Below are 12,797 nucleotides of genomic sequence, written 5' to 3'. Positions count from 1 at the left end.
TTGCGGCCCGTCCGCCTTCTTCCGGAGAACCATGGGTGTCCCCCGCAACGCCCTCACCGGCGATCTCCTCTCCGTATTGGCGCGCCGCCCCAACTCCGTGGCCCTCGCCCTGAGTCTGCCGCTGCTGGGCGGCGCCACCTTGCTGGCACCGGCCAGCACTGAAGCCAAGCCGGTTGCTGGTGCTGCAGCTGCTGCCACATCACCGGCCACTTCCAGAACTGCAACCACCTCTGGTGCTCTGGCACCGACGGCCGGGAACCCGCAGGCTCCGTCCGGTGTTCTCCAGGCTCAGGCCACCCCACCGGCCTCCGGAGCCCCGGCCAGCCCCGACCCTGCCGCCCAGCCCGCACCCGCCGAGGCTCCCTCTGCCACTCCGGCCCCGGCGGCGGAGATTGCTCCGCCAGCCTCCCCCAGCGAACCGCGCGTATTGATCAGCGAGGTGGTGGTGGAGGGCCTGGACGGCCACCCGGAGCGGGAGCGGCTTGAACTCGCCGTCTACGACGCCATGACGGTGCGTCCCGGCAGCCGGGTCACCCGCTCTGAGCTGCAGACCGACCTGTCGGCCATCTATGCCAGCGGCTGGTTCTCCGATGTGCGCATCCAGCCCAAGGACGGCCCCCTGGGCGTGCAGGTGGTGGTGATCACCACGGCCAACCCCGTGCTCTCCCAGGTGGCGCTGGACACGCCCAAGGCCAAGCTGCCGCCTCAGGTGATTCAGGAGACCTTCGCCCCCGATTACGGCAAGACCCTGAATCTCAATGTGCTCAAGGGCCGCATCGACGAGCTCCAGAAGTGGTACGCCGACCAGGGCTACTCCCTGGCCCGGATCACCGGCCCCAACCGCGTCAGCCCCGAGGGCGTGGTGGAGCTCACGGTGCGGGAAGGCACCGTGCAGGGCGTGGAGGTGCAGTTCCTCAACAAGGAGGGTTCCGCCACCAACGACAAGAACGAGCTGATCCGTGGCAAGACCAAGCCATGGGTGATCACCCGGGAGATCTCGATCGAGCAGGGCGAGATCTTCAACCGCCGCCAGCTGGAAGACGACATCAAACGCCTCTATGGCACCGGCCTGTTCGGTGACATCAAGGTGACCCTGCGGCCGGTGCCGGCCCAGCCCGGCGAAGTGGTGATCGTGCTCGGGATCGTGGAGCAGTCCACCGGTTCACTCTCCGGCGGCCTCGGCTACAGCCAGAGCCAGGGGGTGTTCGGTCAGGTGCAGTTGCAGGACAGCAACCTGCTTGGCCGTGCCTGGGACCTGGCGCTGAACTTCACCTACGGCCAGTTCGGCGCCCTCACCGATCTCTCCTTCACCGATCCCTGGATCAAGGGCGACCGGTTCCGCACCGCGTTTCGCGCCCGACTGTTTGTCAGCCGCGACGTGCCCCAGATCTTCCAGTCGCAGGACGGCGGCAACATCAACACCGCCTCCGACTTCTACAAGGCGCCGGGCACCGATGTGGCCTTCAACATCAACGATTCCAATAACCCCGCCGACCGCAGCTTCAACTCGGTGGATTCCGCTGAGAACGCCTTCCCCGAGACGAGCTGGTTCGACTTTGACGGCAACTCGGTGGTGTTGCAGCGCATCGGCGGCAACTTCCAGTTCGCCCGTCCGCTCAACGGCGGCGATCCCTTCAAGCGGGCCACCTGGAGCGTCGTGGTGGGTGCCAGCGTCCAGGAGGTGCGGCCGATCAACTTCGGCGGTACGTCCATGCCTTTCGGCGTGAGTACCAACAACTTCAACGGCCGCAGTGCCCCCACCGAAGACGTCATCTGCATCGCCTTCAACTGTGCCACCACCAACCAGCTGGTGGGTATCCGCTTCGCCGCCACTCGCAACACCCTCAACGATCCCCGTAACCCAACCGACGGCAACTTTCTCTCTCTGAGCACCGAACAGTTCGTATCGGTGGGCCCCGATTCCCCCACCTTCAACCGGGTCCGGGGCAGCTACTCCCACTTCATCCCGGTCAACTGGCTGAGGTTCTACAAGGGTTGCCGACCCCGTCCAGGTGAGCCCTTCGACTGCAAGCAGGCTCTGGCCTTCCAGGTGTCCGCCGGTTCCACGATCGGTTCGCTGCCCCCTTATGAAGCCTTCTGCCTGGGCGGCTCCAATTCGGTGCGGGGCTTTTTCGACTGTGACCTCGGGGTGGGGCGCAGCTTTGGTGAAGCCACGATCGAGTACCGCTTCCCGCTGTTCAGCGTGGTGAGTGGTGAGCTGTTCATCGATGGCGGCACCACCTTCGGTACCCAGGCGAACGTGCCGGGCAACCCCGGTGGGCTGCTGGGCAAACCCGGCAGTGGCTTCTCGGTGGGCACCGGCCTGATCGTGACCACACCGGTGGGGCCCCTGCGCCTGGAGGTTGCCAGCCGTGATTTCACCGGCGAGTGGCGTTTCAACCTCGGCGTGGGCTGGAAGTTCTGATGAGCCCGTGGCCGGCGGACTATGCCCGTGCCTGGACGCTGGCTTCCCCGGTCGAGATCACCGGTGTGGGCCTGCACAGTGGTGCGGTGGCACGGGTGCGCCTGGAGCCCACCGAGCGCCCGGGGTTCGCGGTGGGCTGGCTGGATCAGCCCAGCCAACCTCCAGTGCCTCTCCACCCCCGCCAGGTGGCCGACACACGTCTATGCACGGCGCTGCGCTTCGATCAGGGCCGCCTGGCCACCGTGGAACACCTACTGGCAGCGCTGGTGGGCACGGGACTGAGTCACGTGGACATCCTGGTTGAGGGGGAAGAAATCCCGCTACTCGATGGCTCCGGCCTGCCCTGGGTGGAGGCGATTGCGACGGCGGGCCTGCACGAGATCGGCGAGCGGGAGCCGCTGCAGACCCTGGCAGCACCGCTCACCGTCCAGCAGGGCGTGAGCTTCGCTGTGGCCCTGCCCAGCGAGCAGCCGCGCCTCAGCGCCGCTGTGGCCTATCCCCAGGCGGCCATCGGCCAGCAATTGTTCACTCTTGAACTCACCCCACCGCGGTTCGTGGCCGAGATCGCCCCCGCCCGCACCTTCGGCTTCCTCGAGCAGATCGAACAGTTGCGCGCCGCCGGACTGATCCAGGGAGGCGCCCTTGACAACGCCCTGGTCTGCGATGGCGAGGGCTGGGTGAACCCTCCGCTGCGCTTCAGCGATGAACCAGTGCGCCATAAGCTCTTGGACTTGCTGGGGGATCTGGCGCTGGTGGGCTTGCCCATGGCCCAGGTGTTCGCCTTCCGCGGGTCCCACGGCCTGCACACGGCACTGGCGGGCGCCCTGGCCTCCCTCCCCCGAACTGCCTGACGCTCCCTTGTCCGTCTTCTCTCCCCCCGAGACCTCGCTGCTGACGAGCGAGCAGATTCTCAACCTGCTGCCGCATCGCTACCCCTTCGCCCTCGTCGATCGGGTGATCGAGCAGGAGATGGGCGTGCGCGCCGTGGCGATCAAGAACGTCACCCTCAACGAGCCCCAGTTCCAGGGGCATTTCCCCGGCCGCCCACTGATGCCCGGTGTGCTGATCGTTGAAGCGATGGCCCAGGTGGGGGGGCTGATCATCAGCCAGATGCCTGAACTTCCCAAGGGGCTGTTCGTGTTCGCCGGTATCGATGGTGTGCGCTTCCGACGTCCGGTGGTGCCGGGTGATCAGTTGCGGATCACCTGCGAGCTGATCGCCCTCAAACGCAAGCGCTTCGGCAAAGTGAAGGGGACCGTCACCGTCGATGGAGACCTGGTGTGTTCAGGGGAACTCATGTTCTCTTTGGTGGACTGAGGGAATGACGAGCTCCGCCGTGACGACCAAGATCCATCCCAGTGCTCTGGTGGATCCCCGCGCCCGGCTGGCCGAAGGGGTGGCGATCGGCCCGTTCGCCGTGATCGGTCCCGATGTCCAGATCGGTGCGGGCAGCACCATCGGCCCACACGTGGTGATCGATGGCCGGGTCACGATGGGCGCGCGCAACCGGGTGTTTCCGGGAGCCTGCATCGGCCTCGAGCCCCAGGATCTCAAGTACAACGGCGCTGACACCGAGGTGGTGATCGGGGACGACAACGCGTTTCGTGAATGCGTCACGATCAATCGGGCCACCGCCGCCGGCGAGCAGACCCGCATCGGCAGCGGCAACCTGTTGATGGCTTACAGCCACGTGGGCCACAACTGCGAACTGGGCGACCGAATCGTGGTGGCGAATGGGGTGGCGATCGCCGGCCATGTGGTGATCGGTGATCGGGCCGTGATCGGTGGCGTGCTGGGCATCCACCAGTTCGTGCACATCGGCAAGCTGGCGATGGTGGGTGGCATGAGCCGCATCGATCGCGACGTACCCCCCTTCGCGATCGTGGAAGGGCACCCGGGCCGGCTACGGGGCCTCAACCGCATCGGCCTGCGCCGCAGCGGCCTTGCCGACCGCGAGGACGGCGCCGAGCTGCGCCAGTTGCGGGAGGTGTGGGACCGCCTCTACCGCGGCGATGAGGTGCTGATGGAGGCGCTGCGGCAATTGCGTCAGCAGCACCTGCTGCCGGCAGCCGAGGAGCTGTGCAGCTTCCTCGAGGCCTCGATTGCGCCCGGGCGCCGCGGCCCATTGCCGCCGCAGCGCTGATGGCGCGGTTGCTGATCAGCACCGGCGAGGTGTCGGGTGATCTGCAGGGGGGGCTGTTGATCCAGGCGCTGCATGCGGAGGCGGAACGCCGCCACCTGCCGCTGGAGATCGTGGCCTTGGGCGGCGAGCGGATGGAGCGTGCCGGCGCCCGGCTGATCGCCAACACGGCGCCGATGGGGGCGATCGGACTCTGGGAAGCCCTGCCCCTGGTGCTCCCCACCCTGCGCCTGCAGCGCAAGGTGGGCCAATGGCTGCGCCAGTCGCCGCCCGATGGGCTGGTGCTGATCGATTACATGGGCGCCAATGTGAATCTGGGCCTGCGCATCCGCCGCGACTACCCCTGGGTGCCGATCACCTACTACATCGCGCCGCAGGAGTGGGCCTTCCGCTTCGGCGATGGCGGCACCACGCGCCTGATCGGCTTCACCGACCGGATCCTGGCCATCTTTCCCCAGGAAGCCAGCTTCTACGCCGCCCGCGGCGCGGACGTCACCTGGGTGGGCCATCCGCTGGTGGACACGCTCACCGAACAGCCCGATCCGGCCGAGGCCAGGCGCGAGCTGGGTCTCACCCCGGACCAGCCCCTGCTGCTGCTGATGCCGGCCTCCCGGCCCCAGGAGTTGCGCTACCTGCTGCCGCCCCTGGCCGCCGCCGCAGCAAGGCTGCAGCAGTTGCGCCCCAGCCTCAAGGTGATCGTTCCGGCCGGCCTGCCCAGCTTCGAGCAACCCCTGGCCAGCCGCCTGGCGGCTGCGGGCGTGGAGGCCACCGTGGTGCCGGCCGCCCGCTGCGACGCGCTCAAGCCCACCCTGTGTGCCGCCGCCACCCTGGCCTTCACCAAGTCGGGAACGGTGAACCTGGAGATGGCGCTGCGGGGGGTCCCCCAGGTGGTGGGCTACCGACTCAGCCGGCCCACCGCCTTCATCGCCAAGCGGCTGCTGGGCTTCAACGTTCCCCACATCTCCCCGGTGAACCTCCTGCTGGGGGAACGGCTGCTGCCGGAACTGCTGCAGAACGACCTCACCGCCGACACGATCGTGGCGGAGGCCTTGCCGCTGCTGGAGCAGGGCCCCGAGCGGCAGCGGATGCTGGACGGCTACAGCCGCCTGCGGGGGATCCTGGGCGAGCCGGGCGTCACACGCAGAGCGGCGGCGGCCATCCTGGATCAGATCGCTGCGGCGGCCACCCACGGCGCCGCCACCGCCCGCAGCGTTCCTGAACCGGCATGAACCCGCTCCCTTCCCCCCCGCCCTCGCGGAGCCCGCTGCAGCGCCCCTGGCACCACTGGCTGGCACCGCTGCTGCTGGTGGTCACCCTGCTGATCGCCGCCGTTCCGCCCGCGCAGGCGGCGGTGGAGGAGGCGGTGCTCGCCGGTGGCTGCTTCTGGTGCCTGGAGCACGACCTCGAGCAGCTCCCCGGTGTGCTCGATGCGGTGAGCGGCTACAGCGGCGGTGCCCAGGCCAACCCCACCTACAAGCAGGTGTCGGCCGGTGGCACTGGGCACCTCGAAGCCGTGCTGGTGCGCTTCGACGCCGACCGGATCAGCTATCCGGCGCTGCTGCGCTCCTTCTGGCGCAACGTGGATCCGCTGGATGGGGGCGGCCAGTTCTGCGATCGCGGCTCGTCGTATCAGCCGGCCATCTTCGTGCGCGGTGCCCGTCAGGAACAGCAGGCCCGTGCCAGCCAGGCCGCGGCCGCCCGCGAACTGAAGCGCAAGCCCGCTGAGCTGCGGGTGCCGGTGCGGCCGCTGCAGCGCTTCTGGCCCGCCGAGAGCTATCACCAGAATTACGCGGAACGCAACAAGGCGAAGTACTCCTATTACCGCTGGTCGTGCGGCCGTGACCGGCGCCTCGACGAGCGTTGGGGCAAGGCCGCCCGCAGCGGCACGCCCTGGCGTTCCCCCTGACACCCCGGTGGGGGTTTCAGCCCTTCCCAGAAGCGGGCCGCCTGCTTACGTTGACTGCAGGCGACATGTCGGTGCCTGTATGTATCTGCTGACGATCAAGGACGGCCTGGCCACCCGCCACATCGGCCCCTACGAAAGCCCGAAACAGGCGGTCGACGATCTCGACCGCCTGTTGATGAGCTTCGGCGACCGGGCCCGCTGGCAGATCCACGAGTTGGAGTCCCCAGCCATGCTGCTGAGCGGCGTGGCACCGGTGGCGGCCGCCTGAGGCGCCACCACCACGAGGTTCCAGCACTGCAGCGATCCAGCGGATCTTGGCAGGGGAGCAACCGGAACAGCTCCGCGCCGAAACGATGCAGCACCCGTTCGGACCAGTCCTCAAAGGGCTCCCAGGGTTGGGTCCATGGACACACCGCCTGCGTCGTGCTGCTCAGTCCGTGCTGTTCAGCCTCTGTATGGCCGCTCCGCCTCTGACCTGATGAACAGACAGGCAGGTCTACCGGGCCTGGCGGGGGTAGCCGCTCAACAAGCCGCTCTCCACCATCAGGCCCACACCCGCGGTCACACAGATCAGCCCCAGGGCGCCGTACCAGAACCAGGGGCCGGTGGCCGGCGCTTTCACCAGCAGCGCCACCTGCTGCACCGTGCGCCGGCTGATCGCTTCACCCACCAGGCAGAGGCCCAGCGGCAACAGCAGCACGCCCAGTTGCGCGCGGATGTACCAGCGGATCTTCTTGGCGGCCATGGCGTCGGCAAGCGGCGTCAGTGGACAACCCTAAGCCGGGCCCCCGAGGCACACCCAGTTCACCAGGGTGCGCACGCCGAAGCCGGTGGCACCGGCGGGGTCGAGCCCCCGGCCCTTGTCGCTCCACACGGTTCCGGCGATGTCGAGATGGGCCCAGGGGAGATCGGGCGTGACGAAATCCTTGAGGAACAGGGCCGCCGTGATCGACCCTCCCGGCCGTGGCCCAGTGTTCTTGAGATCCGCCACCGGGCTTTTCAGGCCCTGCTTGTAGGCGGCATGCAGCGGCATGCGCCAGAACAGCTCGCCGCCCTGCTGACCGGCGTCCACCAGGGCCGCCGCCAGCGTGTCGCTGACGGACCAGAGTCCGGCGATCTCCTCGCCCAGGGCGATCACGCAGGCACCGGTGAGCGTGGCCAGATCCACCACCGCATCCGGTTCGAGGTTGCAGGCGTACACCAGGGCATCGGCCAGGGTGAGCCGCCCTTCGGCATCGGTGTTGTTGATTTCGATGGTCTTCCCGTTGGAGGCGGTGAGGATGTCGCCGGGGTGGATGGCGTTGCCGCTGATCATGTTTTCGCAGGCGGCCACGATCACGTGCACCTCCACATCCGCCGGCTTGAGCTCGGCGATGGCCCGCGCCGCACCCAGCACCGCCGCGCTGCCGCCCATGTCGTACTTCATCATCTCGATCTGGGAGCCGGCGGTTTTGAGGTTGTAGCCGCCCGAATCGAACGTGAGCCCCTTGCCGATCAACACCAGCCGTCGGCTGGAGCCCCCGGCGGGGCGATAGGTGAGGTGGATGAACTTCGGCGGCAGATCCGAGCCCTGTGCCACGCCCAGGTAGGCCCCCATGCCGAGCGCTTCGCAGTCGTCGCGCTCCAGCACCTTCAGCTCCAGGCCGAAGTCGGTGGCGATGCTGGCGGCGGTGTCGGCCAGGGCCTGGGGGGTGACCGCATTGGGCGGGGCGGCCACCAGCTCGCGGGCCAGCTCCACACCGGCGCAGGTGGCGGCCACGGCGCTCAGGCCAGCAACGGCCGCTTCCGGCAGGCCCAGCAGGGTGACGCTCTCCGGCAGCGGCTGGGGCTCTGCCTCGCTCTTGAAGCGTTGATCCTTGTAGAGGCTCAGCCGCACCGCTTCGGCGATGGCCGTGGCGGCCGCGGCGGGATCAAGGCCCTCGATGGGAAGGAGCAGGCCCAGCGCGCCCCCGGCGGCGGCGGCGGCCTTGGCGCTGACGGCTGCGGCGCTGCGCAGGGCGGCGCCGTCGAGGCTGCCAGCCTCCCCCAGCCCCACCAGCACCAGCAGGCTGGGGGTGTGGGCGGGCAGATGCAGGGTCAGGCAGTCGCCGGGTTTGCTCTTGAAGCGTCGCTTCTCCAGCAGCGCGGGCAGGTCGAGGCTGAAGCTGGCTGACAGGAGCGGCAGCCAACCGGCGGGATCCCCCTGCAGCACTCCCACCGCCAGGGTGTCGCCTTCCCACTGCGTGAAGGCGGTGGGGCTGGTGCGGAACTCCATGGAGCGTCAACCTTGGAGGCGCGATCGTAGCCATGCCGCCCCGGACTCCCCGCTGGCGCTCAGGCCGGATCGGCGGTGAAGGGGGTGGCCCAGCGCTGCCGCGTTTCCTTGTTGAAAGGGGGCTGCCAACGGCGGATCAGCGCCTGCTCCAGGGCCCGGCGCGGCCTGACTGCCCCGGGGACGTCGCTGCAGAAGCGGATGCTCAGCCCGCTGGCGAGCCCGCAGCGGCGCAGGGCTTCGTCGTAGGCCGCCAGGTAGGTCTTGCAGTCGTGGTCGCCTTTCCAGCGACGATCTGCGCAGCCGGTTTCGCCCACGTACAGCAGCAGGGGGTGCTCCAGCTGGGGTTGGCGGTCCATCACCACATACAGAGCCGCCCCCTGCTGCGGCGGCTCGGGCCAGCGCCAGAACTGCAGGTTGAGCGGTGCCAGCGCCAGTGGATCGAAGACGGCAGCCTGCGCGGCGGCGGCATCGGTCCCGCCGGCTCCGAACAGCGAGCGCTGCGCCACACCGGCCCCGCTGCCGTGCAGGGGACGCTGAAAGTCGGCCAGGCCCTGCTGCCAGCGCAGCAGTTGATGGCGCGCCAACGGCAGAGCCGTGGGAACGTGGTCGCCGGCGGCGGACGCCGGCCCGGCGCCGAACAGGTTGAGCTGGCCCTGGCGCGGCAGGCCCATGCTCAGGGCCGCTGCCGCTGTGGCGCCGGTGTCGGCCGTGGCAGATCCGGCCCCACCGGCCCCCGGCCGAAACTCACCTTGCCGATCAGGGCCTCCACCAGGTGGGGGGGCAGTTGCAGCCGTTGCTGCAGATCGGCGAGATCCTGAAAGGGCCCCCGCCCCCGTTCGCGCACCAGACGCTGGCAACGCGGGGGATCAAGCAGCAGCCGCGCCTGCAGCTGTTCGACGCTGCAGCGGTTCACATCCAGCGGCACCGGCCGCAGCGGCGCGGGCTCCCCATACCAGCGGAACTCCAGCAGTGGCAGCCAGCACTGCAGCTGGGCGTCGCTGAGGCCCAGCAACCGTTGCAGGTCGTCCTCACCGCTGAGCTGCACACCGCCGGCCTGCAGACGCAAGAGCAGATCCACCTGGTGCGGCTCACAGCCGGGCAGCCGCAGCCAGTCGGCGGGGGTGGCGCGGTTCACATCCAACCGCCAGCCCAGGGCGGCGGCGTGGCGCACCTGGGCGGCATCCCGCAGCCGCAGGCCAGGGTTCTGCTTCAGCTTCAAGGCCAGCAGCTCCCGTTCCACGGCCACGTCGGCCCCGACAGGCTCATGGCCGCCACCGGCCCCGGCCGTATCTGTTGCGGCGTTCGATGACGCCGGCTCACGACGAAGCGGTGGTGGTGGCGGCGCAATCTGCCCCGTGGCGATCAGCAGGCGGCGCGCCAGTGGATCCAACCAGTGCCCTCTGGCCATGGCGGCCCCCTTCAGCCACGACGGACTGGGCCGAAGTTAGCGGCAGGGGGCGGTCGATACGTCAATCCGTACTCACCGGCAGACAGGCAGGCGCCGCAGAATCGTTCCGATCGCTCTGTGTTCGGCAGCTTGATGGGCTTCTTTGAATCCGAGATCGTGCAGGACGAAGCCCGGCGCCTGTTCACCGATTACCAGCAGCTCACCCAGCTGGGCTCCGACTACGGCAAGTTCGACCGCGAGGGCAAGAAGCTCTTCATCGAGCGGATGGAGGAGCTGATGGACCGCTACCGGGTGTTCATGAAGCGCTTCGAGCTCTCTGAGGATTTCCAGGCCAAGCTCACGGTCGAGCAGCTGCGCACGCAGCTGGGCCAGTTCGGCATGACGCCTGAGCAGATGTTCAGCCAGATGCATCTCACGCTCGAGCGCATGAAGAGCGAGCTGAGCTCGTCCTGCTGACGCCTGCCTACGATCCGCCGCGATGGGTCGTGGCACGGGTGGGGTGAACGGATGGGGCAGGCGCAGGTGTGGCCGGACGTGCCGGCATGGCTGAGCCGGGGCCTGGCGGATCTCTTTCCGCACGAGGCGGGTCCGTTGGCCGGCAGCGCCACCTCCCTGGCCGCGCGCCTGGCGGAAGCCGAGCGGGAGGACAGGCCGCTGCGCATCAAGCTCGGCATCGATCCCACCGGCTCCGACATCCATCTGGGGCACAGCCTGCTGTTCCGCAAGCTGCGGGCCTTCCAGGACGCTGGCCACACCGCCGTGCTGATCATCGGCGACTTCACCGCCCGCATCGGTGATCCCACCGGCAAGAGCGCCACCCGCGTGCAGCTCAGCGCCGAGGCAGTGGCCGCCCATGCCACCACCTATCTGGAGCAGCTGGGCCAGGGACAGCCGCGGCAGCGCGCCCTGCTCGACTTCGAAACCCCCGGCCGGCTGGAGGTGCGCCGCAACAGCGAGTGGTTGGCGGCCCTGGATCTGCCACAGGTGATCGAGCTGCTGGGTACCAGCACCGTGGGACAGATGCTCGCCAAGGACGACTTCTCCAAGCGCTATGGCGGCGGCACGCCGATCGCCCTGCATGAGTTCCTGTACCCGCTGCTGCAGGGCTATGACTCAGTGGCGGTGCGCTCCGACCTGGAGCTGGGCGGCACCGATCAGAAGTTCAATGTGGCCATGGGCCGCGATCTGCAGCGCCACTTCGGCCAGCCGCCCCAGTTCGGCCTGCTGCTGCCGATCCTGCCGGGGCTCGATGGTGTGCAGAAGATGAGCAAGAGCCTGGGCAACACCGTGGGGCTCCAGGACGACCCGCTCTCGATGTATTCAAAGCTGGAGAAGGTGCCCGACGCCGCGGTGAACGCCTACCTCACCCTGCTCACGGATCTCGAGCTCGAGGCGCTGCCGGCCAATCCGCGGGAGCGCCAGAAGGCGATGGCCCTGGAGGTGACCGCCACACGCCATGGCCAGCAGGCGGCGTTGCAGGCCCAGGCCGATGCCGCCGGACTGGTGGGAGTGGGGGCAGGGCGGAACCCCGGGCTCGATGGTGAAGCAGGCGGCTCGCCCCGTGCCGAGGCTGTCGAGGTGCTGGAGGCGTCACTGGCGTCGGTGAACTTTCCCGCCAAGGCCTTTTTCCTGCTCAGTGCCATCGGGGTCTGCGCCAGCAGCAGTGAAGGACGGCGCCAGATCCAGGGGGGCGGCGTGAAGCTGGATGGCGAGAAGCTGAGCGATCCCAACCTGGAATTCAGCAGCCCGGCGGAGCTGGACGGCAAGGTGCTGCAGCTCGGCAAGAAGACCTTCCGGCGGCTGGTGCCCTGATGGCCACCACAGTGCGAACCACGGTGGGCACCACGGCGTTGGCCGATCCTGCAGAGCGGATCATCGTGGCCCTTGACCGGCCCGATGCCGGCAGCGCCCTGGCATTGGCCGCCTCGATTCCGGAGCTGCGCTGGGTGAAGGTGGGCCTGGAGCTGTTCACCGCCGCCGGGCCGGAGGTGGTGCGCGAGCTGCGCCGGTGTGGCCTGCGCCTGTTTCTGGATCTGAAGTTCCACGACATCCCCGCCACCATGGCTGGCGCCTGCCACAGCGCCGCCGCTCTGGGTGCCGAGCTGATCACCGTGCATGCCAGCGCCGGTCGCCGGGCTCTGGCGGCGGCCCAGGCGGCGGCGGAGCAGGGTGCTGCTGCCCAGGGCATGGCTCCGCCCACCCTGCTGGCGGTCACTGTGCTCACCAGCTGGGAGGCCGACCGCTTCGCCGCCGAACTGCAGGTTCCAGTGGCGATGGCCGCCCACGTGAGCGACCTGGCGGCCCTGGCGGCTGCCGCCGGGCTGCGCGGTGCCGTGTGCTCACCGCTGGAGGTGGCCGAGCTACGCGCGCGGCATCCACTGCCCTTCGCCCTGGTGACCCCGGGCATCCGCCCCGTCGGCGCCGCCACGGGCGACCAGGCCCGCGTGCTCACGCCGGCCCAGGCGATCGCCGCTGGTGCCAGCCAGCTGGTGATCGGCCGGCCGATCACGGCAGCAGCCGATCCGGCGGCGGCGTTCGCGGCCTGTTGCGCCGAACTGACCGCAGCGCCCTGAGCCACCGCCCCGCTGTCTGAGGCTTGGCCTGGCCCAGCGGCCCACACCAGACCCACTGCCGCCGGCTGCCCCGCAGACCACCCGCCCAGCC

General features: G+C 69.1%; 14 protein-coding genes. 10 read left to right on the top strand and 4 right to left on the bottom strand.

All coding sequences use genetic code 11. The annotated features are described in order from the left end of the window. Positions 1–31 precede the first annotated feature (31 nt). The 7 genes from KBZ19_RS11900 to KBZ19_RS11870 all read left to right on the top strand — a co-directional run bounded on the left by KBZ19_RS11900 (position 32) and on the right by KBZ19_RS11870 (position 6,739). Positions 32–2,425 (top strand): BamA/TamA family outer membrane protein, encoded by a 2,394-nt coding sequence (locus KBZ19_RS11900; RefSeq protein ID WP_255101082.1) that lies wholly within the window; start codon positions 32–34, stop codon positions 2,423–2,425. Next, entirely contained in the window at positions 2,425–3,276 is an 852-nt protein-coding gene (gene lpxC / locus KBZ19_RS11895) for a UDP-3-O-acyl-N-acetylglucosamine deacetylase (RefSeq protein ID WP_094512684.1), read from the top strand. The genes KBZ19_RS11900 and lpxC overlap by 1 nt, the downstream gene beginning before the upstream one ends. After that, a complete protein-coding gene (fabZ, locus tag KBZ19_RS11890; RefSeq protein WP_369803020.1) occupies positions 3,269–3,742 on the top strand; it encodes a 3-hydroxyacyl-ACP dehydratase FabZ in 474 nt (157 codons plus the stop codon). The genes lpxC and fabZ overlap by 8 nt, the downstream gene beginning before the upstream one ends. 4 nt (positions 3,743–3,746) lie before the next feature. After that, on the top strand, positions 3,747–4,568 hold the full coding sequence (gene lpxA, locus KBZ19_RS11885; RefSeq protein WP_094512683.1) for an acyl-ACP--UDP-N-acetylglucosamine O-acyltransferase: 822 nt from the start codon (positions 3,747–3,749) through the stop codon (positions 4,566–4,568). Further along, positions 4,568–5,794, top strand: a complete 1,227-nt coding sequence (gene lpxB / locus KBZ19_RS11880; RefSeq protein WP_094512682.1) for a lipid-A-disaccharide synthase — start codon at positions 4,568–4,570, stop codon at positions 5,792–5,794. The genes lpxA and lpxB overlap by 1 nt, the downstream gene beginning before the upstream one ends. Then, a complete protein-coding gene (gene msrA / locus KBZ19_RS11875; protein ID WP_255101081.1) occupies positions 5,791–6,471 on the top strand; it encodes a peptide-methionine (S)-S-oxide reductase MsrA in 681 nt (226 codons plus the stop codon). Before lpxB ends, msrA begins: the two co-directional genes overlap by 4 nt. Positions 6,472–6,550: 79 nt before the next feature. After that, on the top strand, positions 6,551–6,739 hold the full coding sequence (locus KBZ19_RS11870; protein ID WP_255101080.1) for a hypothetical protein: 189 nt from the start codon (positions 6,551–6,553) through the stop codon (positions 6,737–6,739). 228 nt (positions 6,740–6,967) lie between these two features. Here the strand turns inward: KBZ19_RS11870 and KBZ19_RS11865 are convergent, their stop codons facing one another. Genes KBZ19_RS11865 through KBZ19_RS11850 form a run of 4 tightly spaced genes read right to left on the bottom strand, consistent with a single transcriptional unit; the run spans position 6,968 to position 10,133 of the window. Beyond that, on the bottom strand, positions 6,968–7,216 hold the full coding sequence (locus KBZ19_RS11865) for a hypothetical protein (RefSeq protein ID WP_094512679.1): 249 nt from the start codon (positions 7,214–7,216) through the stop codon (positions 6,968–6,970). A 30-nt stretch (positions 7,217–7,246) separates the two neighbouring features. Continuing rightward, the gene (locus KBZ19_RS11860) at positions 7,247–8,725 is read right to left on the bottom strand and encodes a leucyl aminopeptidase (protein WP_255101079.1); all 1,479 of its coding nucleotides are present in this window, start codon (positions 8,723–8,725) and stop codon (positions 7,247–7,249) included. Positions 8,726–8,784: 59 nt separating this feature from the next. Beyond that, positions 8,785–9,396 (bottom strand): GIY-YIG nuclease family protein, encoded by a 612-nt coding sequence (locus KBZ19_RS11855; protein WP_255101078.1) that lies wholly within the window; start codon positions 9,394–9,396, stop codon positions 8,785–8,787. 2 nt (positions 9,397–9,398) lie between these two features. Continuing rightward, the gene (locus tag KBZ19_RS11850) at positions 9,399–10,133 is read right to left on the bottom strand and encodes a hypothetical protein (protein WP_255101077.1); all 735 of its coding nucleotides are present in this window, start codon (positions 10,131–10,133) and stop codon (positions 9,399–9,401) included. A gap of 132 nt (positions 10,134–10,265) precedes the next feature. Here KBZ19_RS11850 and KBZ19_RS11845 point away from each other — a divergent pair, with 132 nt between their 5' ends. From KBZ19_RS11845 to pyrF, 3 genes are read left to right on the top strand one after another with little or no spacing between them, the layout of a single operon-like run. Next, on the top strand, positions 10,266–10,589 hold the full coding sequence (locus KBZ19_RS11845) for a DUF1825 family protein (protein ID WP_094512806.1): 324 nt from the start codon (positions 10,266–10,268) through the stop codon (positions 10,587–10,589). Between the two features lie 51 nt (positions 10,590–10,640). Continuing rightward, positions 10,641–11,945 carry a tyrosine--tRNA ligase gene (tyrS, locus tag KBZ19_RS11840; protein ID WP_255101076.1) on the top strand — a complete coding sequence of 435 codons (1,305 nt, stop codon included), beginning with the start codon at positions 10,641–10,643 and terminating at the stop codon, positions 11,943–11,945. After that, positions 11,945–12,706: an orotidine-5'-phosphate decarboxylase gene (gene pyrF, locus KBZ19_RS11835; protein WP_255101075.1), complete on the top strand. Its 762-nt coding sequence runs from the start codon at positions 11,945–11,947 to the stop codon at positions 12,704–12,706. The genes tyrS and pyrF overlap by 1 nt, the downstream gene beginning before the upstream one ends. Positions 12,707–12,797: the final 91 nt, after the last annotated feature.

The sequence above is a fragment of the Synechococcus sp. L2F genome (assembly GCF_024345695.1).
GTDB lineage: Bacteria > Cyanobacteriota > Cyanobacteriia > PCC-6307 > Cyanobiaceae > MW101C3.
This window is presented reverse-complemented; position numbering and strand designations above follow the sequence as displayed.